Source organism: Saccharibacillus sacchari (assembly GCF_037722395.1).
GTDB classification, from domain to species: domain Bacteria; phylum Bacillota; class Bacilli; order Paenibacillales; family Paenibacillaceae; genus Saccharibacillus; species Saccharibacillus sacchari_A.
In genome coordinates, this window is the sequence record NZ_JBBKAR010000053.1 from 99,991 (window position 1) to 123,546 (window position 23,556).

19 protein-coding genes are annotated in these 23,556 nt (G+C 55.6%); 12 read left to right on the forward strand and 7 right to left on the reverse strand.

Annotation, left to right across the window (positions count from 1 at the left end):
• The first annotated feature begins 6 nt into the window (after nucleotides 1–6).
• The 3 genes from WKI47_RS20860 to WKI47_RS20870 all read left to right on the forward strand — a co-directional run bounded on the left by WKI47_RS20860 (nucleotide 7) and on the right by WKI47_RS20870 (nucleotide 4,369).
• The gene (locus tag WKI47_RS20860; protein ID WP_340229117.1) at nucleotides 7–525 is read left to right on the forward strand and encodes a mismatch-specific DNA-glycosylase; all 519 of its coding nucleotides are present in this window, start codon (nucleotides 7–9) and stop codon (nucleotides 523–525) included.
• Nucleotides 526–646: 121 nt separating this feature from the next.
• Nucleotides 647–3,157, forward strand: a complete 2,511-nt coding sequence (locus WKI47_RS20865) for an EAL domain-containing protein (protein WP_340229118.1) — start codon at nucleotides 647–649, stop codon at nucleotides 3,155–3,157.
• A gap of 321 nt (nucleotides 3,158–3,478) precedes the next feature.
• Nucleotides 3,479–4,369 carry an aldo/keto reductase gene (locus WKI47_RS20870; RefSeq protein WP_340229119.1) on the forward strand — a complete coding sequence of 297 codons (891 nt, stop codon included), beginning with the start codon at nucleotides 3,479–3,481 and terminating at the stop codon, nucleotides 4,367–4,369.
• A gap of 142 nt (nucleotides 4,370–4,511) precedes the next feature.
• Here the strand turns inward: WKI47_RS20870 and WKI47_RS20875 are convergent, their stop codons facing one another.
• The gene (locus WKI47_RS20875; protein ID WP_340229120.1) at nucleotides 4,512–4,817 is read right to left on the reverse strand and encodes a hypothetical protein; all 306 of its coding nucleotides are present in this window, start codon (nucleotides 4,815–4,817) and stop codon (nucleotides 4,512–4,514) included.
• A 506-nt stretch (nucleotides 4,818–5,323) separates the two neighbouring features.
• On the opposite strand from WKI47_RS20875, the gene WKI47_RS20880 reads away from it, so the two are divergent.
• Together WKI47_RS20880 and WKI47_RS20885 are read left to right on the forward strand one after the other, a co-directional pair.
• Nucleotides 5,324–6,481, forward strand: a complete 1,158-nt coding sequence (locus tag WKI47_RS20880) for a polysaccharide deacetylase (RefSeq protein WP_340229121.1) — start codon at nucleotides 5,324–5,326, stop codon at nucleotides 6,479–6,481.
• 351 nt (nucleotides 6,482–6,832) lie between these two features.
• Complete coding sequence (locus WKI47_RS20885) at nucleotides 6,833–8,104, forward strand: methyl-accepting chemotaxis protein (protein ID WP_340229122.1); 1,272 nt, start codon at nucleotides 6,833–6,835, stop codon at nucleotides 8,102–8,104.
• Between the two features lie 167 nt (nucleotides 8,105–8,271).
• On the opposite strand, the gene WKI47_RS20890 is transcribed toward WKI47_RS20885, so the two are convergent.
• Nucleotides 8,272–9,192: an AEC family transporter gene (locus tag WKI47_RS20890; RefSeq protein WP_340229123.1), complete on the reverse strand. Its 921-nt coding sequence runs from the start codon at nucleotides 9,190–9,192 to the stop codon at nucleotides 8,272–8,274.
• 290 nt (nucleotides 9,193–9,482) lie between these two features.
• On the opposite strand from WKI47_RS20890, the gene WKI47_RS20895 reads away from it, so the two are divergent.
• On the forward strand, nucleotides 9,483–10,004 hold the full coding sequence (locus WKI47_RS20895) for a hypothetical protein (protein WP_340229124.1): 522 nt from the start codon (nucleotides 9,483–9,485) through the stop codon (nucleotides 10,002–10,004).
• A gap of 487 nt (nucleotides 10,005–10,491) precedes the next feature.
• Here WKI47_RS20895 and WKI47_RS20900 read toward each other — a convergent pair whose 3' ends face one another.
• Nucleotides 10,492–11,445, reverse strand: a complete 954-nt coding sequence (locus tag WKI47_RS20900; protein WP_340229125.1) for a LysR family transcriptional regulator — start codon at nucleotides 11,443–11,445, stop codon at nucleotides 10,492–10,494.
• Between the two features lie 113 nt (nucleotides 11,446–11,558).
• Here WKI47_RS20900 and WKI47_RS20905 point away from each other — a divergent pair, with 113 nt between their 5' ends.
• From WKI47_RS20905 to WKI47_RS20915, 3 genes are all read left to right on the forward strand, one after another.
• Nucleotides 11,559–12,914: an APC family permease gene (locus tag WKI47_RS20905; protein WP_340229126.1), complete on the forward strand. Its 1,356-nt coding sequence runs from the start codon at nucleotides 11,559–11,561 to the stop codon at nucleotides 12,912–12,914.
• 254 nt (nucleotides 12,915–13,168) lie between these two features.
• Entirely contained in the window at nucleotides 13,169–13,960 is a 792-nt protein-coding gene (locus WKI47_RS20910; RefSeq protein ID WP_340229127.1) for a DUF4261 domain-containing protein, read from the forward strand.
• A gap of 256 nt (nucleotides 13,961–14,216) precedes the next feature.
• Nucleotides 14,217–14,891, forward strand: a complete 675-nt coding sequence (locus WKI47_RS20915) for an SGNH/GDSL hydrolase family protein (protein WP_340229128.1) — start codon at nucleotides 14,217–14,219, stop codon at nucleotides 14,889–14,891.
• A 13-nt stretch (nucleotides 14,892–14,904) separates the two neighbouring features.
• On the opposite strand, the gene WKI47_RS20920 is transcribed toward WKI47_RS20915, so the two are convergent.
• Both WKI47_RS20920 and WKI47_RS20925 read right to left on the reverse strand, forming a co-directional pair.
• Nucleotides 14,905–15,471, reverse strand: coding sequence for a TetR/AcrR family transcriptional regulator (locus WKI47_RS20920; RefSeq protein WP_340229129.1), 567 nt, complete (start codon nucleotides 15,469–15,471; stop codon nucleotides 14,905–14,907).
• A gap of 229 nt (nucleotides 15,472–15,700) precedes the next feature.
• The gene (locus WKI47_RS20925) at nucleotides 15,701–16,609 is read right to left on the reverse strand and encodes an NAD(P)H-binding protein (protein ID WP_340229130.1); all 909 of its coding nucleotides are present in this window, start codon (nucleotides 16,607–16,609) and stop codon (nucleotides 15,701–15,703) included.
• A gap of 94 nt (nucleotides 16,610–16,703) precedes the next feature.
• Here WKI47_RS20925 and WKI47_RS20930 point away from each other — a divergent pair, with 94 nt between their 5' ends.
• Complete coding sequence (locus WKI47_RS20930) at nucleotides 16,704–17,081, forward strand: helix-turn-helix domain-containing protein (RefSeq protein ID WP_340229131.1); 378 nt, start codon at nucleotides 16,704–16,706, stop codon at nucleotides 17,079–17,081.
• Between the two features lie 220 nt (nucleotides 17,082–17,301).
• On the opposite strand, the gene WKI47_RS20935 is transcribed toward WKI47_RS20930, so the two are convergent.
• Together WKI47_RS20935 and WKI47_RS20940 are read right to left on the reverse strand one after the other, a co-directional pair.
• Complete coding sequence (locus tag WKI47_RS20935) at nucleotides 17,302–19,071, reverse strand: carboxylesterase family protein (RefSeq protein WP_340229132.1); 1,770 nt, start codon at nucleotides 19,069–19,071, stop codon at nucleotides 17,302–17,304.
• A gap of 235 nt (nucleotides 19,072–19,306) precedes the next feature.
• Nucleotides 19,307–20,332 (reverse strand): PocR ligand-binding domain-containing protein, encoded by a 1,026-nt coding sequence (locus WKI47_RS20940; RefSeq protein WP_340229133.1) that lies wholly within the window; start codon nucleotides 20,330–20,332, stop codon nucleotides 19,307–19,309.
• A gap of 205 nt (nucleotides 20,333–20,537) precedes the next feature.
• Here WKI47_RS20940 and WKI47_RS20945 point away from each other — a divergent pair, with 205 nt between their 5' ends.
• Nucleotides 20,538–21,674, forward strand: coding sequence for a glycerol dehydrogenase (locus WKI47_RS20945; protein ID WP_340229134.1), 1,137 nt, complete (start codon nucleotides 20,538–20,540; stop codon nucleotides 21,672–21,674).
• A 30-nt stretch (nucleotides 21,675–21,704) separates the two neighbouring features.
• Entirely contained in the window at nucleotides 21,705–23,459 is a 1,755-nt protein-coding gene (gene dhaK, locus WKI47_RS20950) for a dihydroxyacetone kinase subunit DhaK (protein WP_340229135.1), read from the forward strand.
• The last annotated feature ends 97 nt before the right edge of the window (nucleotides 23,460–23,556 follow it).

Below are 23,556 nucleotides of genomic sequence, written 5' to 3' on the forward strand. Positions count from 1 at the left end.
ACGAGCATGCCGGAAATCGAAGATCATTTGGACCACGGGTTGTCCGTTCTGTTCATCGGATTCAATCCCAGTTTGCGTTCGGGCGAAACGGGGCATCATTACGCCAATCCGCGCAACAACTTCTGGCGTATTCTGGAAGAATCCGGATTGACAGACCGGCGCTATGCCCCTACGGAAGACGGGGACCTGTTGAAACTCGGGTTCGGCTTTACCAATATCGTGGCGCGCCCGACGCGCGGCGTTGAAGATATCGCCCGCGAAGAATACCGGGAAGGCCGCACGATTTTGCGCGGCAAACTGGCCGAATACCTGCCGAAAGTCGCCTGTTATGTCGGAAAAGGCGTCTACACCGAATTCACGGGCCGCAAACAGGCGAATTGGGGCTTTCAACCGGAATCGGCGGTCGACGGCGTGATCGACTTCGTGGCTCCGTCGTCCAGCGGGCTTGTCCGCATGCCGATGCGGGACATCGTCGCGATCTACAAAGAACTGCGGTTTTATCTGGAAGACGAGTTGGACGATTGAAGCGCGAAGCCTTTTTACAAATCCCGTGCTGTAGAAAAAAGCGGGAGCGACCGATAAAGAAGATAGATCGCATTGTTCAAAATCGAAATTTGCAAAATGAAAGTTAGGAAAGGAGCAGAACATGGAAACCGTACAAGGCACATACAATATCGGCCTGGTCATCGTCTCCTGCATGATCTCTATACTTGCTTCATACTCCGCGCTCAATCTGGCAGGCCGAATCCATCTGGCGAGCGGCAGGTTGCGGGTATTCTGGCTGGCCGGCGGTGCGGTTTCGATGGGAATCGGCATTTGGTCGATGCACTTCGTCGGCATGCTGGCGCTCCAACTGCCTATGCAGATGACTTATAATATTCCGCTCGTGATTCTTTCCATGGTGGTTCCGATCTTCGTTTCGTTTATCGCGCTATGGACGGTTACGCAAAAAAAGCTGACGTGGCGCGCGCTTTTGATCGGCGGGCTGTTGCTGGCTTCGGGCGTGATCGATATGCACTACACGGGCATGGCCGCGATGGCGATGAAAATCAGTTACAATCCTTGGCTTGTTACGCTGTCGGTCGTGATCGCGATTACGGCGTCGATGGCTGCCCTCGCTTTGATGCGCGAACTGCGTCAGGAAGGCAGCCGCACATTATACAAATGGGCCAGCGCGATCCTGATGGGCGCGGCGATCGCGGGCATGCACTACACCGGCATGGCGGCGGCGAGTTTTCACGTGCATGAGCATCATGACGGCATGATTGGCGGCAGCGAGGTCGATATGAACAGCCTGGCGCTCATCATCGCGCTCAGCAGCCTGCTGTTGATCAGCTTTACCATTTACGGCGCTTTTATCAACGGGCGTCTGAACCAGAAAGACAAGATGATTCGGCAGCAGGAAAAATGGTACCGGGCTCTGTACGAAAACAACGTGGACGGCATTTTGTCGATCAATACCGAAGGCCGAATCATCGACATGAACCCGGCGATCCTGAACATGACCGAATCGATACGCGAAGACTTCGTCGGCAAACCGGTTACGGCGCTGCATCGGTTTTTCGAGCCCGAGATTTACCGCGCCGCGCGCGAGCAGCATGAAGAATCGTTTTCGCTGAACAGCCGGGCGTACGAAACGCAGATCGTGCATCCGAACGGCGAACATATCCATCTGAGCGTGATCAGCGTGCCGATCAGCGTCGACGGAGAAGCGACCGGGACGCATATCATCGTGCGCGATATCACCCAGCAGAAAAAAACGCGGGCGAAAGTCGAGCATTTGGCTTATCACGACGAGCTGACCAGCTTGCCGAACCGCCGGCAGTTCAACACCCTGGTCGAAGACCGGATCGAACAAGCACGGGGCGCGAAACGAATGGCCGTCATGGTGCTGGATATCGACCGGTTCAAAATGATCAACGATTCGCTCGGCCACGCTTACGGCGACGCTTTCTTGCAAAAGGTCGGGCAGCGGATCTGCGAAGTGATCGATCCGGAAAAAGTGACGCTGTCGCGTATGGGCGGCGACGAATTCGCGCTGATTTGTCATTCGTTCGCTTCGGACGACGAAGTCGCGCGTTTGGCGCAGCGCATCGTGTCCGTGATTCAGGTACCGTACACGCTCAAAGACAACGACTTTTACGTGACGGCCAGTATCGGCGTCGCCATGTACCCGGAACACGGCGAAGACCGCGAAGAATTGATCAAAAACGCGGACTCCGCCATGTACGAGGTCAAGCGCGGAGGGAAAAACGGCTATCGTTTCTACTCGCCGGAACTGGACGAGGAATTGCTGTTCAAGATCGAGATCGAAGCGGATTTGCGCAAAGCGATCGAGCGCGGCGAACTGGAAGTTTATTACCAACCTCAATACCGGATGCCGGACCGCCAACTGATCGGGATCGAAGCTTTGCTGCGCTGGAAACATCCGGTCCGCGGCATGATCCCGCCGGATCGGTTTATCCCGATCGCGGAAGAAACGGGGATCATTATGGAGATCGGACGCTGGGTTTTGAGAGAAGCTTGCCTTCAGACGAAAATCTGGCACGACGCGGGGCAAACGAAAGTTCCGGTCTCCGTCAACTTGTCGACCCAGCAATTCCACCAGCCGGACCTCGAATTCGAGATCGAACGCATTCTCGTCGAAACGGGGCTTGATCCGCAATACCTGGAGTTGGAGATTACCGAAAGCATGATGATGGACGCCGCTTTGTCGATCGCGATCATGAACCGCCTGAAACGGCTGGGCATTCGTCTGAGCCTCGACGACTTCGGCACCGGCTACAGCTCGCTGAGCTATCTGAGCATGCTGCCGATCAGCCGCTTGAAAATCGACCGTTCCTTCGTCATGCGACTCGAAGAAAGCGGCAACGAACGCGCTATCGTGACCACCATCATCGCGATGGCTTACAGCCTCGGCATGGACGTCATCGCCGAAGGCATCGAAACGGAAGGCCAACTCGAAATCCTGACCGAACAGCGCTGCCTGGAGTTCCAGGGCTACTATTTCAGCCGTCCCGTTCCTCCGGGCGATCTGTTTGCGGGCGACGCGGATCTTTCGCTGGGCATGACGGCCGAGCCGCCGACAGCTTCTTCGGCGGATGCCGATTCTTCGAACGCGAATGCGATAGACGAAGCGGCCGGGCGGGGCGCTTAAGCCGTTCCTGCCAAAAGCGTGACGCTTTTTAACGTTTATAATAAACGGGTTGCCTTGAGCTGAAATATCGGCTCAAGGCAACTTTTTTAATTTACAACAAATACCTGAAAGCCGAGCGGAGGGAGAAATTCAGTGAAAAACGCCTTTGAACTTACGAAGCCGAAGGCTTTGTAAGTGAGACAGCGTTCTGAACGAATTTCTTCCGCAGCGCCACGCTTTCTCCCGCAGCGCCGCTCTTTCCGCCTAATCGGATTTTACGTCGGCCGTTTGGGTTTATACATATAAGTAGCGCAAGAACAACAGAAAGGCGGAGATTCATCTATGGGCACTTACTCAGTCGAACAAATTCACGAAGCCCTTCGGCGGCGCACGGTGCGGCTCGTCGACGGCACCGAACTGCCCGCGATCGGTCAAGGCACTTGGTATATGGGCGAAGTCGCTTCCGAAGCGGCGCGCGAGGCCGATGCGCTTCGCTTGGGACTGGATCTCGGAATGAGCGTGATCGACACGGCGGAAATGTACGGGAACGGAGGATCGGAAGAAGTCGTGGCGCGCGCGATCAAAGGCCGGCGCGACGACGCTTTTCTTGTGAGCAAAGCGTTGCCGAATCATGCAGGGCGTACCGCCATCGTCAAAGCCTGCGAGGATAGCCTGCGCCGTCTGGAGACGGACGTGCTTGACCTGTACTTGCTGCATTGGCGGGGCCGCGTTCCGCTTTCCGAAACGGCTGAAGCGATGGAAAAGCTGAAGCGAGACGGGAAAATCAAGCGGTGGGGCGTATCGAATCTGGACCGGGGAGATATGGAGGAGCTGCTGGCAACGCCGAACGGCCGGGGCTGCGAGACCAATCAGGTGCTGTATCATCTGGGCTCGCGGGGAATCGAATACGATCTGTTGCCGTGGCAAAAACAGGCGCGCATGCCGATCATGGCGTATTGTCCGTTGGCGCAGGGAGGTTCGTTGCGGCGGGAACTCATGAACGACTCCGCAGTGCGCGATATTGCGGAACGATTGTCGGCGACGCCTGCGCAGGTGTTGTTGGCCTGGGCGATACGTGGCGGCGACGTCATGGCTATACCGAAAGCGGCCAGCCCGGAACACGTCACCGAAAACGCCGCGGCTATTTTGCTTCAACTAACCGAAGAAGACGAAGCTTTGCTGAACAAAGCTTTTCCCGCACCAAAGCGTAAAGTCCCGTTAGAAATGGTGTAGAGTCGAAAAAACGAAGTTGCGAAAATCTTAAATTTTTGACATCTAAAAAATTCGCAAAACCAAAAAGACCCGTCTTCCAAGATTCCTTGGAGGTCAGGTCTTTTTGTTTGGCAAACGTCTGGGGTCAGTAGTCATGGGCAAATTAACCTTTAATGCCGTCTTTGTAGTTTTTGCTCCAGTTCTTGTCGCCGGTGTGAAGGGCATCCTGAACCGTTTTTTCCAATGTTGCCAGCAGATCGGCTTTGATTTGGGAGATCGTATCGAAGTAAACACGCTCTTCGTTTCCGTTGATTCGTTCACCGTAAATGGCGAGAGCAGCGTTATCGCAGCGGTGTTTTTCGACGAGCTCATCAATCGATTGCAGAGCATGCTCAACATAGGACGAAATACCCTTGTGTTCGCTTGGGAGCAGATCTCTGAGTTCTTGTACACGGTTTTGCATTGGCATGTGAAGTCACCTCTTCGTTGAATGTAAATTTACAATATCACACTTTCACAAAAAGTTCATTAATTTTTCCTTAAATCTATATTTACATATGAAATTTAAAAAAGAAATCAATGAAATCAAGGAAAACGTGACTTTTAAAAATCTTTTTTCGACTCGGCAGCTATCATTTTTGTTGTTTTGAAAGTGTCTAACTTGTGTCTAATAGATATTTCGGTTGTTCGTTTTCATTTGTGTATAGCATTTGTCATGCAGTTGTAAATATTTTTTAGGGACTATTGAACTAAAAGGTCTTTTGCGCGAAACAAAGCGAATTTCCGAACAATTTGTAACTTTTTTTAACCGGAGTGTAAAGACATTGCGTGGCTGCGTTCTCTATACTTGGACACAGGAGTTGGAGCCGGGCATAAGCAATGCAGCACCCGCACGAAAATTCCGTAGCATCCGGGCAGACGGTATCCGAAGCAACGGAGTGGACCGGTCCCCTGGAAAACAACGGAGGTAGCGAAATGAAAAGGATCGATTGGCAACGTACGTGGAAAAGAAGCGGTCTGCTGATGTTGATGGCGATTTTGCTATGGGCCGCAGTACCGCAAATGACGAAAGCAGCAACTATTCGCGAGCTGCCGCTAGGCTACAACGACGAGCTGACAGGAATCAAGGCGGAAATGAACGCAGGCGCTCTATACGTGCCGCTTCGCGAAACTTCGCAGCAGCTTCATCTCAAAGTTAGCGGAACGACCGATAAAATCGTAATTGCCGGAAGCAAACATAGCGTAGTGGTCATTCCATCCAAGCAAACGGCGTTAAACGGAAAAAAATCAACTCCGCTTAAGACTTACGTTAGCGCGGGCCGTACCATGATCCCCGCTTCGTTGCTCAAAGGGACATTTAACTTTGGCATTGCCTACGATGCCAGTGTTCCTGTCGTGCGGATCACGAGCGGCAAGCAAAAATTGAGCCTGCAAAGTTTCGTAGACCAGAACCGTACGGCGTTGAACCCTGATCGCGGGAAAACGGAAGAGAAGCCGCAGACGGAAAAGCCAGTCTCGTCCAAGCCGATCTATCTGACCTTTGACGACGGCCCAACCGCGCATACGAATGAGCTATTGGACATTTTGGATCAATATAACGCGAAAGCAACTTTCTTCATGCTGGGTCCTGGCATTTCATCCTATCCGAAAGCCGTTCAACGTCTGGTCGAGTCCGGTAACGCGGCAGGCCTGCACGGCATGACGCATGTGAAAAACAAATTTTACGCTTCTCCGGCGTCGGCACTGGAAGAGATGACGCAGGACAACGAAGCGCTGTACAAGGCTGCGGGCGTCAAAACGACGTTGATTCGCACGCCTTACGGCAGCAAGCCTTATTTTACCCAAAGCTATCGCGATAAAGTGTTGTCGGCAGGCTTCCGTCTGTGGGACTGGAACGTGGACTCGGAGGACTGGAAGTATAAGACCGACCATGAGAAAGTGATCCGTAGCATTCTGGATCAGATCGATACGATCGAGAAACAAGGAACGGTTCCGGTGGTGTTGATGCACGATCAAAAAGCGACGCTTAAGGTATTGCCCGAGGTATTAAAAACGCTGAGTGCAGAAGGATTTACATTCGAAGTGATTGAACAAGGCACGTCTCCAGTTAATTTTTGGCATGATAAACGCTGATCGAATAGGTATTTAGGGGGCTTTCCGGAAGGAAGTCCCTTTTTTCTTTTGCCAAAGGGGTTCAAACTACCCTCCTGTTGTGGGATAATCGTCTCAGGTTATAGAAAAAAGTTTTTTTAAGCAAATTGAGGCACGCAAGGGGCGTGTATAAAAGGAGGAGTATTTAAAAAGAAAGAATTTTACCTTTTTATTCATTGAAGCGGTTACAAAATCGATAAAAAGAAAATAGGGAAACGTTTCGCGTGCTGAAAACAGCCGTTCCGGGGGGATCGGCGGAATTGGCGTGCCACGCATTGTTGCGACAGCTGCAGACGGCAGACCTGGAATCGAAGAGTTGGGGGAAAAGCGCAGATGAAACTGAATTTAGGAACAAAAATGGTTGCCGGGTTCGTTCTGATCTCGGGAATCACGTATGCAACAAGCGCCTTTTTTATTTTCTTTTTAAAAGACTATCTTGCGGGTTCTATGGCGGAATGGCTATACACCGTCATCATTTTGCTGCTCGGCGTTTTTTGGAGCGGTGTGCTGGGATGGTTCGTGTCCAAACTGCTGACCAAACCGATCGTGCAGCTTGCCAAAACGGCGCAGGAAGTATCGGCGGGCAATCTGTGCGTCGACGTGCCGAAACGCAGCGCGCAAGATGAAATCACGGTGCTGAACGACGCTTTTCGTCAAATGGTCGGCAGCTTGCGCGACATGGTGGAAGATATCGCTTCCGGGGCCGGCGTCACATCCGAAAACGTGCAGATGATGAGCGATGCCATTTCCGAAGCGGCGCAGCAGATCGAAGAGATCTCGGGCGGCGTGGACCGTATCTACGAAGGCGTGGAGCACCAGCAGCAGTCGACCGAAAATTCCAGACGCAATGCCGACGAAATGCTGGGCGCGTTCAATGGAATGAAAAGCAGTTCGCAAGAAATGATCGAGCTGTCCGGCGGCATGGAAGAATCCGTGCGAACGACGCGCGGTATTTTCGTGGCGCTGCGCGAAGGGATGGGCGAACTGTCGCAATCCAGCTTGCGCTCGCAGGAGATGGTCGGACGTTTGGAGCGCGAAGCGGCGGATATCGAAGTCATTAACCGTTCGATCCGCGACATTGCCGAGCAGACGCATCTGCTGGCTTTGAACGCTTCGATCGAAGCGGCACGGGCGGGCGAACATGGTTCGGGTTTCGCCGTCGTGGCTCACGAGATTCGCAAACTGTCCGAGCAAAGCGCCGAATCGGTCGGTCAGATCGGCGATCTGATCCGTCGTATTCAAGATCAGGTGCGCGATACGGTACTGCTGATCGGGCAGCAAAGCGAACGCGTGAAACGCGAAGAACAGCATACCGGAGAAGTCGAAGCGAAGCTTGAGCATCTTGATGCGGCGGTCGGTGGCATGGTGAATTCGGTGCACAGCATCGAGACGATGATCTCGCAGCAGACGGGCCGGGTAGATCTTGCGCACCGCCATGCCGGCGAAATCAGCGAACGCGCTGTCCTTTTTGCCGAAGAGGCCAAGCGGATCGCCAGCTCTATCCATGAGGAATCTGCGATTATGGAGGAGCTGTCCACTTCTTCCGAAGAATTGAACCGTATGACCGGGCGGCTGCTCGATAAAACGACGGCATTCCGGATGTAAGTCAAGAGCGTTAGATGCGTTGGTGCACATATGCGCATACGAAAAATAAAAAAGCCGCAGCGAATGACCCAATCATTCGCTGCGGCTTTTTTCGGTTCGTAGCGGACTTTCTTATTGTAGTATTCCGAAGAAAAGAAAGTCTGTGAGCGATGTCTCAATCTTCTTTTTTACAAATGTCCGGCGATCGTGATCAGCACCGTTACGGTGACAATGTTCAGGATCGTGGACACCAGCACCGTTTGCGCGGCGAAATCCGGCTCGTTGCGGTATTCTTCGGCCAAAATCGCGGAATTGACCCCGGTCGGCATACCGGAGGCGATTAAAAGCGCTTGTGCAGGAATCCCTTTTAGACCGAGTACGAGAATAAGCAGATATCCAATGGCCGGAGCCGCGATCAGCCGCAGGATCATACTGAAGTAGATCGCCGGACGTCCAAGCCGCAGCGGATACTTTACGATTTGTGCACCCAGTGTCAACAGCGCCACCGCGACCATCGAATTTTGGATATAGCCAAGCGGCTGCGTGACGAAATTCGGCAGCGGCATCGCGAAGGCGTGAAGCAGAAATCCAAGCACCAGCGCATAAGGAACCGGTATTTTTAAAAAGCCGATGATCACACTGCGATAATTGCCGCTAAGCCTTGCCCCTTGAATCGAGATGACGCCGTAGGTGAAGGTCAGCAGACTTTGAAAAGACATCAGCAAAGCCTGGATAGATGCCGCAAGCGGCGAACCTACGAATACCAACTGATTGATCGGAAGCCCGTAATTGCCCGAGTTGTCCAGTAGCACACTGTTGGTGAAAGCCGCCTTCATACTGCTTGGATAGTTGAGCGAGCGGGTGAGGATGAAGCAGAAGATATACAGCACCCCGATATACAGTCCGTAGAAAAGCGCGACGCTGCCCAGCAGTTCAAGCGAGATATTGGACTGGTACAAGCTCATAAACACGACCGCAGGCGTTATGTAGTAAAAGTTGATCTTGGATAGCGTATACAGATCCAGTTGGAACAATCGCTGCATTAACGAACCGGCAACGATTAAGACAAATACGGGAAGAACGACGTTAAGCAGGATCTCGACGATCATCAGGGCTTCAGCCTCTTTCGGTCGGGTTTTCGCAGGGTCACGAATTGGGTTCCATTATACCACCAAAAATGAAGGCGACGAGCAATAATCGGTTTGAAACGAGGCCATAAGTTGGCAAGCCTTGCTCTGTACAAGCAGGATCGACTTGCTGTAAAGTGGAAACAGCAACGTGCTGCGAAGCAACAAAGGTTCCTGATGCTTGAGCTTAATTCCGTGTAAGACGATGGGCGGAATATGAATTAAGCGTTTGAGAGGGACATAGGCGGCATGCCGATGAGAGGAGATCGAAAATGAGCGAAATTAAGCAAACGACCGAACGGGTCAGACTGTCCCAATGGGATGCGATCGTATTGGAGAGCGTCCGCGCGCTAGGGTTGGATAGCGAAGAACTGCTGCGCCGCGCGGCAGAAGGAGAGCTGCCTTCTGCCGACAATTCGATCATCGCGGACTTCACTCCGCTGCTCATTTTGCACCGCGAGCAACCGGAAGTGCTTGAGCAAGCGGTCAAACAGGGCTACCGGATCAAATACAATACGTTGGGCGGCATCAATACCTGGATCAAGATCGTATTCGGACGCGACTCCGAAGTCGAACGCGGCGAAGGTATCGAAGGCGTCGCGGTCGAGTTGACCGCAGCCGAACGGGAACGGCTTGCTCCTGTGCTGTCGATCGGCTGGACGATCGAGCGACAGGGCGAAGGCAAGCCTGCCGAAGTCAGCCAGAATGCCGGCAACGAAAGCTTCGTCGGCGAAAACAACGTTGGCGTCGGCGAGCCGACCTTTTCGTACCGCGTCGTTCCGGTTCGGGCATGAAGGGACGGACCGGAACGAAAGGGATCGGAAGCCCGAATAAGCGTATCGAAGTCTCCGTCAGTAATGTGCGCGAGCCGGTTACGGCGTAACAAGCTAACAAGCTAATAAGTACGGCATGACAAGCGCAGTGCGATAAGCACAGAACGACAAGCATAACGTAACGAGCAAAGCAACGAATAAAAAATAAGTGCAGATGTGCAACTAATTTCCGCCAAACCTTTGCAAATTCGAAAATAAATGCGAATAGGCAATTATTTCGGCGGAAAAGCATCTTCTGGTCCGGAAAAAGGGGAATTAAGTGCATATTAGCCCTTATTTTCCCCGAAAGACAGAATCGGAAGCAAATAGATGCCTATTTGCATTTATTTATAGATCGGCACAGAAAACTCGGTTTCTCGTTTGGAAAATTGGGAAACGCCGGCTATTTTGCTTCTACACTTCCTCGCCGTTCCACCTCCTCATCGCCCCGCGCAACCGCGGCTCCTGTCTACCTTTTCGCCACCTCGTTTCCTATGACGCGTTTGTCCTCCGCTTGCTGTTCCGCCGTCTGCCAGCGCGCCGCGTGTTCGCGGACGATGCGCAAAAATTCTTCCAAAGCGGCCGAACGCCATTTTTTGGCATGGTACGCGACCTGGGTCGCGACGCGCTGATCGGAATCGTCCCACGGAAGCCGGGCCAGACGTCCGTCTTCGCATTCTTTGCGTACCGTGATCCACGGCAGAAAAGCGACGCCCAGTTCCGCCGCGACGCATTGCTTGATCGCTTCGAGACTCCAAAACTCCAGCGTCGGATCGGGAAACACGCCGCGCCGATTGAGATGCTGCTCGAACAACGTGCGATACGAACAGCCGCTTTCGGTAAACAGGATCGTTTCGCTGCGCAGCGCTTCGGCGTCGAGAAGCTGCGGCGATGCCGCGAGCGGATGGTCCGGTTGCGCGATCAATGCCATTTCTTCACAGATCAACGTCTCGATATTCATATCTTTGTCCGACGTTTCCGGTTGAAGCAAAAAAGCCACGTCCAGCTCGCCGGAACGCGCGGAAGACAGCAACTCCCAGCACATGCCGGGGCGCAGCACGATCTTCACGTGGGGAAACCACTTTTTGTATTCCCGGATAATCGGCGGCAAACGGAACGCGGCCAGCGACTCCGGCGCGCCGATCGTCAGCGTGCCGCCGATCTCGCTGCCGGAATGGAGCGCGTCGGAAGCGAGCAGGTGCATTTTTTGGATCTCCTGCGCGAAAGGCAGCAGCCGTTCGCCCGCGTCGGTCAGTTTGATCCCGCGGCCGATCCGGTCGAACAGCGGCTTGCCGACTTCGGCTTCGAGCGTCTGAATCTGCGCCGTCACGCTGGACTGCGCGTAATCCATTTTCAGCGCGGCTTTGGTAAAACTCCCGGTTTCGACGACGGTCAAAAACGTGAATAAATGTCTCGATTCCATCTTCGTCCTCCGATCCATCGTTTTTTTGAATAGGTCACATCTAAAACATTCGTTTTTCAGATGGGATCATTGTCTGCTAAGCTGAACGAAAAAGCAAGAGAGGCGGAGAAGAAATGGAAGTACAAAATCGTTCCAAGCTGTCATCCCAAACGGAGTTCGCGGTTTCCGAATCCGCTTCGGCGCCCGAGCCGAAAGAACCGTCGGGAAGATTGGCCCGCACGATCGGCTTGCCGCAAGCGGTGGCGTTATATATCGGCGCGGTGCTGGGATCGGGCATATTGATCGTGCCCGGCCTGGCCGCGCAGGAAGCCGGTCCGGCATCGCTGCTGGCCTGGGGACTGATGGCGCTGCTGATTTTGCCGATGGCGCTCAGCATGGGGCTGTTGTCCGCCGCTTATCCGAACGCGGGCGGCGTTTCGCATTTCGTGACGTTGGCGTTCGGCAAAAAGATCGGGACGTTGACGGGATGGTTTTTTCTGCTGTCGGTGCCGATCGGCGCGCCGGTCGCCGCGCTGACCGGCGCGGGCTACATGGCCGAAGCCGCCGGATGGAGCGAATCGGTCCGAATCGCGATGACGATCGGCATATTGGCGGCCGGGCTGCTCATTAACGCGGTCGGCATGAAAACGGCGGGCCGTATCCAGGTCGCCGTCGTGATCGCGATCGTAGCCGTGCTGTTGCTGGCAGCGGCGGCCGCCATGCCTCAGATGCGGCTGGACAATCTGCGTCCGTTCGTGCCGCACGGCTGGATCAGCGTCGGCAGCGCGGCGTCCATGTTGTTCTGGTGCTTTATCGGCTGGGAAGCGGTGGCGCATCTGTCCGAAGAATTCAAAGACCCACGCCGCGCCGCGATCCGGGGCGTGACCGTCGCCGCCGTGATCGTGGGTCTGCTGTACGCGGTGACCGCTTTTGCCGTCGTCGCGTCGGGCGCGTATATCGGAGCGGACGCCGATACGGCGCTGGTTCGCATGATGAGCGATTCGCTTGGCCCCGCAGGCGGATTGCTGCTCGGTTTGACCGGGCTGTTTATTTGCACCGCCACGATCGTCGCTTACGTCGGAGCTTCGTCGCGGGTCGCGTACGCCTTGTCCCGGCAAAGCGAAGCGCCGCGCTGGATGGGGCTGCGCTCGAAGCGCTACGGCACGCCGATCGGCGCGATCGCTTTTCTCGCCGGCTGCTTCGCGGTCGTGCTGCTGCTGTACGCGACCGGAGCCGCGTCGCTCAACGATCTGATCCGGCTGCCGAACGCCACGTTTATCCTTACGTATCTGGGCGGCTGCGCCGCGGGCTTGAAACTGCTGCGCGGCAGCCGAAGCGGCTTTGCGTTCAGCCTGATTTCGTTCGTCGTCATGCTGCTGATCTTCCCGTTCACGGGTTGGGCGGTGCTGTATCCGGCGGCGATTGTGCTGTTGTTCATTGCGCTTCGCGCAATAGGGCACAGCCGCAGAAAAGCCGACCGGAAAAGCTGAAAAACGGCAATCGGCAGCCGAATCTTTCGATCCTGCCGATCCCCGAACAAGTCCGAACCGCGTCCTGCGGCATTCGACTTTTGGTCATTCGCCTGCATGATTCGCCGATTTTCGACTTCTTTTTCCCGGTTATCAAAACGTTTCGTGAGTCTCTGGAAGGAGTTATGCCGATATAGGCTAAATTTTTTCGCGCTTGGGGTAATTACATACTCAACGGTGTACATAATATCCCAACGAAAAAAGGAGACCTGGCAATGGAATTGTTTGAACGTCCGGGAGAGGAGCGAGTGCGCAGAAAGCGCCAAAACCGTCCGGTTCAAGCGGGAGATTCGCTGCTCGGGTTCGTGCTGTTGCGCGAGCCGGAATGCGATTTCCCGCGTTTTATCCGTAATCTGAAAAATGATTGGGACATCGGAACCTATGCTTTGCCGGAATTGGGAAGCATGTTGTTCGAAGTCGACGGCTTGACCGTAACCTGCTCGCTGGTGCGGGCGCCGCTGCCCGGCAACGAAGTACGAAGCTGCTGCGGCATCAATCCGTTATGGCCGGAAGCCGAACAATCGATCGAAGGCTATCGCGCGCACGTTATCGTCTCGGTATCGGGGGTCGAAGATCCGCTGGTCGGCCATGTGTTGTTCACGCAGGTGCTGTGCAGCATGTTAAAACAGGAGTTCGCGCTGGCGCTGTACATGTCCCCGATGGTCGTATCCGCCGAAGCGTACGTCCAAAACGCCATGCTGCTCAAAGAAGGCGAGCTTCCCGTGCAATTATGGGTGTTCGTCGGGCTGTATGAAGAGGAAGAAGGCGTTTCGTCATATACGATCGGGCTGCGCGATTTCGGTCATGCCGAGATCGAGGTGCTGCGATCCCGGCGCGAGCTGACCGACGTGTTCGAGCTGACGTTCCATATCGCGGGATACATCGTGGACTGCGGCGCGACGCTGCAAGACGGCGAAACGATCGGCTTTTCCCCGGAGCAGCGTTTCCCTCTTCGGCTGTCGCCGGGCATTGCGGTGGAAGGAAGTTCGATCAAGATCGGCTATTAGGCGAAAAAGACGGGATTCGAACGGAGGCGCACGGTGCGACATTCGGATATGGAGGCGAATCGGCCCCGCGTTTCCTTGACGGGAAACGCGGGGCTTTTAAGCGCGGATGTGCGCGGAGCCAAATCAATATTCGCACGGATTCAACAACCGCGAGGTCAAATCTTCCGGAGCGATCAAGCAGGATAATGCCGTTTTGCCGGAGAATAGTTGTTTGGTTCGGAATTTGAAACGTTTTCGAAGAGGAGAGAAGGACTAGATGAACGAAGCGGCAAAACAGCATCAAAAAGGAAAAACGATCTTGTTTCAAGGGGATTCCATTACCGACGGCAACCGGGGGCGCGATACGGACCCGAATCATATTTTGGGACACGGCTATGCGTTCTGGATCGCGGCGAAGCTGGGGCTGGAACTGGCGGGGAAGCAGCCGGAGTTCGTTAACCGCGGCATCAGCGGCAACCGGGTGAGCGATCTGGAAAGTCGTTGGCAAGAAGACGCGATCGCGCTTGCGCCGGACGTGCTCAGTATTTTGGTCGGCGTCAACGATATCCTAATGTCGATCGCGGAGCCGGGCGGCTTCGATCCGATCGGGTACGAAGACGGGTACCGCCGTTTGCTGGAGCGCACGCGACAAGAAATGCCCGATGCCCGACTCGTGCTGTGCGAACCGTTTATCCTGCCCGGCGGCCATACCGATTACGATTGGAACGCTTGGCGGGCGGCCGCCGACGCGTGTTCGGAAGCCGTTCAACGCCTGGCCGCCGAGTACGCTGCCGTCTTCGTTCCGCTGCAAGACGCGTTCGACGACGCTTGCCGTATCGCCCCGGCGTCTTACTGGGTCTGGGACGGCGTGCATCCGACGACGGCTGGCCACGGATTGTTGGCAAAAAGGTGGCTGGACGTGGTACAAAGCAGCGCCGCGGTCATCGACTGACTGGACTGATCCGTTACGCGAACAATCGCTCCGCCATAAACAGCGTTTCGCGCGTCACCTGTTCAAGATTTTCGCTTTCGGCCAGAGCCGTCGATCCTTCGAGCAGCAGACAAAGCCGTAGCGTTTCTTCCGGGGAACGCGAAGGCTCCGCCGATTGCACAAATTCCCGCAGCCGGTGCTTGTGCTCGTCGACTTGAAGGACGATCGGATGCTCCGGCTCGGCGCCGTATTCTTCTTTGGCCCGCAAAAAAAGGCAGCCTTTCGCGGCATAATCGTTCAGCCAACGGCAATGGGCGGCGGCGATCCGAAGAAAAGGGCTGCCCGGACCGCTGTCGGACTCGGCATATTCGCCGTTATATTTGAAAAAGTCGATAAAAAAACGCAAATGATCCATATACCGTTCTTCCCTGCGTTTCAGCACTTCGATAACGAGATGGTCTTTGGACGGAAAATGGTTGTATAACGTCATCATCGCGATGCCGGACTCGCTGACGATTTTTTTTAACCCGATTGCATGAAAGCCGTGATTGTAAAAAAGTATTTCCGCGACATGAAGCAGGTCTTCTTTTTTCGCGCTCATGGTGAAGCCTCCTTTTTAGATAGAACGTTCATTCTATTTTAACGGCAAAACGGCTTTGCGAAAAAGAAAGAATATACCGGCGGCTTGCCTAATTTAATTTTTTCGTTTGTCTGAATCGCACATCTCTCATAAAAAGCAAAAAGAGCAGAGCGACATGCGCTGCTCTTTTTTGAAGCTTTTCCACATATCGTCCTCTTCAAAATATCGCCTTCAAAGCATCGTCTGCCGCTTAAGGCATATCCGTATCCGAAGTAAAAGCTTCTTCCAATACGCTTGCCAGACTGCGCGGACGCCGGCCGGACAAGCGCTCGACGTCGCCGGTCACGATATCGAACAGACCGTTCGCGAAGTCGCGTTGGATATCGAGAATGGCGTTTGTCGCGATATCGGGCAGACCCGCGGCTTGAAACCCGGCGATCATGTCGGCTTCCGGCACGATCGCGAAAGTCACGGGACGGCCGCTTGCCCGCGATACGGCTTCGGCGCGCTGCGCGCCGGTCAACGAACGGTCGCCGGTGATCGCGTAGAAAGCGCTGCGGCGAACGCTACCTGCCAGCAGTCCGGCGGCAGCGGCGGCCAGATCGTCCCGCGAAACGAACGCCGCTTTATTTTCCGCCAATCCGTTCAAAACGCCGGTGTGTGCCGCGATCTGCGCTTCCTGGGCAAACGTCTCGGCAAAATAATTCATCCGTAAGATGCTCCACGAAGGCGCGTGATGAATCAAATGACGTTCGCTCGACCAATAGGTTGAAGCGTTGCTCGGCGTCTCTGTCTCGTACGCGGTAGTCGAAGACACCAGCACGATATGGCCGACTCCCGCTTTCATCGCCGCGTCGATCGCCGTATTGAGCTGCTCGGCGCGTCTGCCCGGCAGCAGTTCCGGCGAAGGAATCAGCAGCAGTCGATCCAGTCCGGCGTAAGCCGCGGGAAGCGTTCCCGGACGATCGTAGTCGCCGATGCGCCATTCGAGGCTCGCAAGTTCCGCCGCAGCGGCAGCGTCGCCGGAACGTGGAACGGAAACCGGCTGTTTCGGCGATCGGCTGATCGCGATCAAGGCATGAGCCGCCGTTCCCTTTTTCAAATCGTCCAATACCGCCGAGCCTAACTGACCATTGGCCCCGCTTATGCCGATATTCATGAATGATCGCTCCGTTCTGGTAGATTTAATGGTATACGTTGTATACTTGGTTTATTCTAAATACCGCTTGGGAAGCTGACAAGGAGGCACATTTTTGACACCAGAGCACATTCTTGATCCCGACGAGCGCGTCAACTGCCAGGCATTGGGCGGCGTGTTGGCGCTAATCGGGGACAAATGGACGATCATGATCGTAGGGGAGTTGTCGGACGGCCCTGTGCGTTTCAACGAATTGAAACGACGGATCGGAGGGATTACGCAGCGGATGCTGACATTGGCTTTACGACGTTTGGAGCAGGAAGGACTGGTTTCCAGAACCGTGTTGCCGACCGTTCCGCCGGGCGTCGATTACGAGCTGACGGAATACGGAAAAACGCTGATCGAACCGCTGACAGCGCTCGGCGACTGGGCGGGCAAGCATCACGCGCGCCGCCGGAACGAAGAATGGCACGCTGCGCGAAGCGAGGAGTAAGTGCAAGTTTCGTGCGGAAGGAAGCCGTAAATAAGCCGGGAACCCTAACGGATACAACCTTTTTCGCGAACAGCAAAAAGACTGCCGATAGCTTGCCGGCAGTCTTGACTTAGCGGGAAAGCTTGACGCGGCCGAAACCTTTCGGGTTCCCGCGACCGCGAGGCTTTTCCGGTTGCTTTTTTGCGTTTCGCTGTTCACGCTTGCGCCGAGGCACCGCTTTTTACTGCTGCACCCACATCGACTTGTTGCCGAAGCTTTGGTCGAGCTTGCCGCTGAACCAGCGGCCGTTCAGCACTTTGGCGATCAGCTCGGCTTTGTCGGCTTCGGAGACCGTGCGGTCGGCGCGCATGGCGGCCAGCACCTGGTCGTAGCTGAAGTCCGGCGAAGACGCGTACGCGATCGCTTTGCGGCGGTTGGCGTCCAAGATCAGCATGGATTCGCCGTTCAGCGAAGATTGCGGCGTCCAGGTGTTCCATTCCGTCAGTCCGGCGCCGTTCGGATCGCCGTTATGCACGAAGTTCGAGATGTATTTGCGGAATACTTTGCCCAGATCCACCGCGCCCGGCAGATCGTACGCGCTGCCGATCACCGAATCGTAGTTGGCATTGTCGGGCGAGAGCAGCGGCACGAACACGCCGTGGAACGCGCCCAGCGGACTCATCGCGCTTCCGGCCACGTACGCGTCGCTGCCGAAGTCGATCTGCATGCCGTAGATGTCCGCGCCGTAGCTGCCGAACATTTTTTGCGCCGAATCCTGCACGTTGAACAGGCTGTACAGTTCGCCGCCGTATTTATTGATAAAGTCGTATTTGGCGATCACGTTCGCGTCCGTATTGATCGAGCCGTCCGCGATATTTTTCGCGAAATACGTATCGAAGCGGCCGAACAGCGAAAATTCGTTGGCGCCCGTCAGCATCAGCAACGGCACGTCGTTATACGTTTTCGTGTCGAAACCTTCTTTCGGCAAAACGGTTCCGTCCGTGTACAGATGCGGGAACACGCTCATGCGGATACCGGCGTTGCCCATCAGCATCGACAGCTTTTCGGCCGGGATCGAGTACAGGTAATCGCGGACGTCGGAGCTTGGGGTGAGCAGCCAATCGTACGCTTCTTGTTCCGTCGCTTTTTTGCCGTCGGCGACGGCGAGCGGAGCGATCGCTTTGGCGAACGTCGCGGCGCTTGCGTCTTCGTCCGCCACGGTCATGCCGCCGCTAAGCGAGATCGCTTTATCGAATTTGCCTTCGAAGATCGGGGAGATCAGCATCGCCATCACGTCGCGTCCGCCCGCCGAGAATCCCGCCACGGTCACGTTGTCCGCATCGCCGCCGAACTGTTCGATATTGGCTTTGACCCAGTCGAGCGATTTGGCGATATCGAGCAGGGCGTAGTTGCCGGAATTTTCTTCGTCCGTGCCGGTTTTCAGCGCCGGAAGCGGGTTGAAGCCGAGCGGTCCGAGACGGTAATTGACGGAAACGAAGATCGCGTTCGTATCGTTAACCATCGAACTGCCCGTGATTTCGGTCGATTTGCCGGTCTGGTTATTGCCGCCGTGTATGTAAACGATGACCGGGAGTTCGGATTTCGTATTGTCCGGACGGTAAATATCGAGATTCAGCGCGTCTTCCGTGCCGACGGTCGTTTTGCCCGAAGCCTGGATCGCGACGCTGCCCGGCTTGGTCGCGTCCAGCACGCCGCTCCACGGCTGCGGATCGGACGGCGCTTTCCAGCGCTGGGCGCCCGACGTCGGCGCGGCGTACGGGATGCCTTGCCAGACCAGCGCGCGGTTGGCTTCGTCGCGAACGCCTTGTACCTGGCCGAACTGCGTATTTTGCAGCGTCGACGGCGCGAACGCGCCGGACGTCGCGGTTGTTTGCGCAGCTTTCGTCGAAGCCGCCGCCGCGAACGCCGTTTGCGGCACGTTGTATACGCCCAATACTCCCGCCGCGAGCGTGGACGCCAGCAGCAACGAACCCCATTTTTTCATGTTCATCAAGAACCCCTCCTTGAGATGCAATCGCAGGATAGCGTACGGAAACAGCCCGCAGGGCATAAAAAAAACCCAAACCGATGCACAAGGCATCAGCTTAGGTTACGCCCGAAAAAAGGTCACGTTCCTGTTCGCAGTCGTAGTCTAACACAATGTTGTAAGCGTTTCAAATTCTTTTTTGCGAAATCGCTTTAGAGAGGTAAAGAGTGGTAAACAAGGATTTTCATGCTGCAAAAAACTACGATTTATAGTATTTTCGGTACACGGCGGGCGTGATGTTTTCGTACTTTTTGAACGTTTTGATAAAGTAACCCGGTTCGTTGAAGCCCAGTTCGCCGCTGATCCGGGCAATCGGCAGATCCGTGTTTTCGAGCAGGGTTTTGGCCCATTCGATCTTCAGGCGCGCGGTGTAGCCCGAGTAGCTTTCCCCGGTTTCTTTGGCGAACAGGCGGCTGAAATAGCTGGGACTGAGATGACAAAGGTCGGCCATTTTTTTCAAAGGCACCGATTCGCTTTTGTGCGTGTACAGATAGTCGAAAGCCGGTTGCAAAACAGCATTGGCGCAACGTTCGCGGCTATCGCTTCCGGTCGGCAAAGCGGCGAGAATATGCGTCATTTCTTTGCGGGCGCTTTCGAGATTCTGCATGGCGTACCCGGGCAAAATATCGGACAGGCGCGGCGACGTTCCCGAAGCGGACGCTTGTTCGAACAGATCGGCCAGCAGGTTTTTGTTAAGCGCTTCTTCCACGATATAGCTGCACAGCAGCGACAGCATCTCGGAGATTTTGAGAATTTCCTCATACGACATGACCGGAAGATCCGCGTAGTGGTCTTTGAGCTTTTCCCATTTTTCGTCGTATAGCTTTTTGTTTTTCGAAGTCAGGATCTGCTCCAGCTCCGCCGAACCGGAAGGATCGGACAAACGCACCTGACCCGCCATGACGGCCCCGATATATTTGTCGTCGATGATAACGGGAACCGCGATATCGATAATGTTGTAATGGCACAGATAGATGTAGGGTTTGTTCGAACGGACCGCTTCCAGCCCGCCGCGCGAATCGCATTTTTGACAGTACGGCAGCAAATCTTGATCTTGGCGCACCGCTTTGCAAAACGATTGGCAGCCGCTATGATCCGTAACCGCGTTGCCTTTGTAATCGACGGTCAGGATCGCCAGCTTGGTCACGGACGCCAGAGAGTCTTGAAGGCGCTCCCATTTTTGCAGATCGAAAATCTTCTGGATGCCGAGATGTTCGCCGATCACGAGCATTCCTTCTTTCGGTATAAGGTAAACGATGACAAAAAGATACTATTCAGCCTTGCGAGGACATCAAATTCCGATTGCAAATTATAATATATTGCTTAAAAAGTCCAATGTAAACTTAAAATTTGTAGTTTATGATAGAAGAAAGCGTTAACAAGTCTATTTATCAACCGATATCTTATATTCCAAAATGGAGGTTTTTATTATGAGAAAAGCTTTTATCAGCCCTTCCAAGTATGTGCAAGGCGAAAACGAACTGCTAAACCTCGGTTATTTCGTCGGCTCTTTCGGCAAGTCGGCTTTGCTGATCGCGCATCCCGACGATGCCGCCCGCGTCAAAGACAAACTGGATGCCACTTCGGAAAAATTCGGGGTCAAGTTCGTTGAAAGCGGTTTTATGGGCGAATGTTCCCGGCAGGAAGTGGCGCGGCTCGAACAGATCGCGGCGGATCACGGCTGCGACTGTATCGTGGGGCTGGGCGGAGGCAAAGCGATCGACGCGGCCAAATGCGTGGCAAAAGGCGAAAAGTTGATTATCTGCCCGACGATCGCCGCCACCGACGCGCCGACCAGCCATTCGGCCGTGTTGTACACGCCGGAAGGGGCTTTTGACGATTACGCTTACTTCAAGCAAAGCCCGAGCGTGGTGCTGGTCGACACGACCGTGATCGCCAACGCGCCGACGCGCTTTCTCGTGTCCGGCATGGGCGATGCGCTGTCGACGTATTTCGAAGCTCGCGCGACGTCGCGTTCTTACTCCCGGGTCAACGCGGGACTGCCGAGCGGCGTGCGCGAAGGGCTGACGGCTCCGGCGTTCGGCACAAACGCGGCGCTGGCGCTGGCGACGCTGTGCTACGAGATGCTGCTGCGCGACGGGGTTAATGCCAAAGCCGCTTGCGACGCCAACGTCGTGACCCAGGCGCTGGAAAATATCGTGGAAACGAATATCCTGCTGTCCGGGCTGGGCTTCGAAAGCGGCGGTCTGGCCGGAGCGCACGCGATCCATGACGGACTGACGATTCTCGAAGGCGCGCATCATTATTTCCACGGCGAAAAAGTGGCGTTCGGCACGATCGCGCAGTTGGTGCTCGAAAACGCGCCGACCGAAGAATTGAACACGGTGATGGATTTCTGCTTGGCCGTCGGGCTTCCGGTCTGCCTGGCCGATATCGGCGTAGAGTCGATTACCCGCGAAGAACTGCTTCAGGTGGCGGAAAAAGCCTGCATCCCGGAAGAGTCGATTCACGCCATGCCTTTCCCGGTTACGGTAGAAGAGGTGGCGGCAGCCGTTCAGGCGGCCGACCGTATCGGCAGCGCGTACAAAGCGTCCAAAAGACCGTAGGCCCGAAAACCGACAGGGAGGGAATATGTTTTGAAAAAAATCATCAACAAACCGGAAGATCTGGTCATGGAAATGTGCAGCGGTCTCGTGCTTGCGCATCCCGAGCTGGAATTCGTACAGAAGTATAAAGTCGTCAAAAAGAAACAACTGAATGCAAACAAAGTCACGCTGGTCAGCGGCGGAGGCAGCGGCCACGAACCGGCGCACGCGGGCTTTATCGGCAAAGGGATGCTGGACGCCGCCGTTTGCGGCGACGTATTCGCTTCGCCGTCGCAGATTCAGGTGTACCAGGCGATCAAGTCGACCGCCGGGGAAAAAGGCACGCTGCTGATTATCAAAAACTACAGCGGCGACATGATGAACTTCAAAAACGCCGCGCATCTGGCGAGCGAAGACGGCATCGAAGTCGATTACGTCCGCGTCGACGACGACATCGCGGTCGAAGACAGCCTGTACACCGTCGGGCGCCGCGGCGTGGCGGGTACGGTGCTGGTGCACAAGATCGCGGGCGCGGCGGCCGAAGAAGGCCGCAGCCTGGCGGAAGTGAAAGCGGCCGCCGAGAAAGCCGCGGCGAACGTGCGCAGCATCGGCTTCGCGCTGACGTCCTGCACCGTTCCCGCCAAAGGCACGCCGACTTTCAAGCTCGGCGAAGACGAGATCGAATACGGCGTCGGCATCCACGGCGAGCCGGGCATCCGCCGGGAACGGATGGTGACCGCCGACGAGCTGGCGGCGCATACCGTTTCCGACCTGATCCGCGACATGAAGCTGCAAGGCGGCGAAGAGATCGCGCTGCTCATCAACGGCTTCGGCGCGACGCCGCTTCAGGAGCTGTATCTGTTCAACCGCGCGGTCACGCGCGAACTGACGGAGAAGAACGTCCAGATCAACCGTACATTCGTCGGCAATTACATGACGAGCATCGACATGGCGGGCATCTCGGTCACGTTCATGAAACTGGACGACGAACTGCGCGAGCTGCTGTCTCGCGAAAGCGACACGCCCGCATTCAAAGTATCCGGCCCGGTCACGCAGCCGGCTTACGAAGAGCTGCGCGTCTCCGATCCCGAAGAAGTTCCGGCTTCGTTCAAAGTCGAGACGCCGGATTCGTACGCGATCGTCGGCGCGGACGTGATCACGCGCGACAATCTTCTGTACTTGATCGACAAGATGAGCGAAGTCATCATCGACAACGAAGTGCCGTTTTGCGAGTTGGATTCGCAAGCGGGCGACGGCGATTTCGGCATGAGCGTCGCCAAAGGCTTCAAGCAGCTCAAACGCGAATGGAGCGAAATCCTCTCGCATGACGACAAGTCGATCGGCGGTTTCCTGAACGAGTGCTCGCTCGTCATCATGGAATACTGCGGCGGCGCGTCGGGGCCGATCTGGGGTTCCGCGTTCCGCGCGGCCGGACGTTCGGCCGGCGAGCGGACGGAACTGGACGTGGCGGGGTTCGCGGAGCTGCTGCAAGCGGCCGCAGCGGGCATTCAAGCGACCGGCGAGCGCTCTTTCGGGCGCGGGGCGGTCGTCGGCGACAAGACGCTGATCGACGCGCTGGTACCGTGCGCCGATGCCTGGACGGCGAGCGCGGCCGCCGGGGACGACGTGAAAACGGCGTTCGCCAAAGGCGCGGAAGCGGCCGTGGCGGGCGCGAAAAAAACGGAGGAGATCGTGGCGCGGATGGGTCGCGCGGGCACGGTCGGCGAACGCAGCATCGGGTACCCGGATGCGGGCGCGCACGCGCTCGGCGTGATCTTCACGGCGCTGTCGGACAGTCTGAAGTAAGCGCGGAACGAACAAGCAAAGGTTCGAAGAAACGGCAGACGGCTTGTCCGGCTCGCCGCTTCTTTGCCCTGCGCGAATACGCGGGCAACGGGCGCGT